Below are 249 nucleotides of genomic sequence, written 5' to 3' on the forward strand. Positions count from 1 at the left end.
GTGAATGATTTGAAGATCCGAAATTGTACTCCGGACCTTTTCCTTAATTGCAGTTGAATCTGCCAAGTTTTCGCCTGTGACCGACAGGCACACATTCATCGCATGCTCCTCCCCATCAATTGACCATATATGCAGATCCTTTACTGAAAGCACCCCAGGAATTTTCTCAATTCTTGAATGGACTTCATCCAAATCGATCTCCTGAGGTACACCTTCAAGCAAGATTTTCATGGTTTTCGATAAATTCCG

Annotated in this window: 1 protein-coding gene; it reads right to left on the reverse strand. The window is 42.6% G+C overall.

From position 1 onward, the window contains the following. Window positions 1–249 (reverse strand): cation transporter dimerization domain-containing protein (locus SB775_RS32255; protein ID WP_486360736.1); only part of this gene is annotated, 249 nt, incomplete at both ends.

The sequence above is a fragment of the Peribacillus sp. SIMBA_075 genome (genome assembly GCF_046534585.1).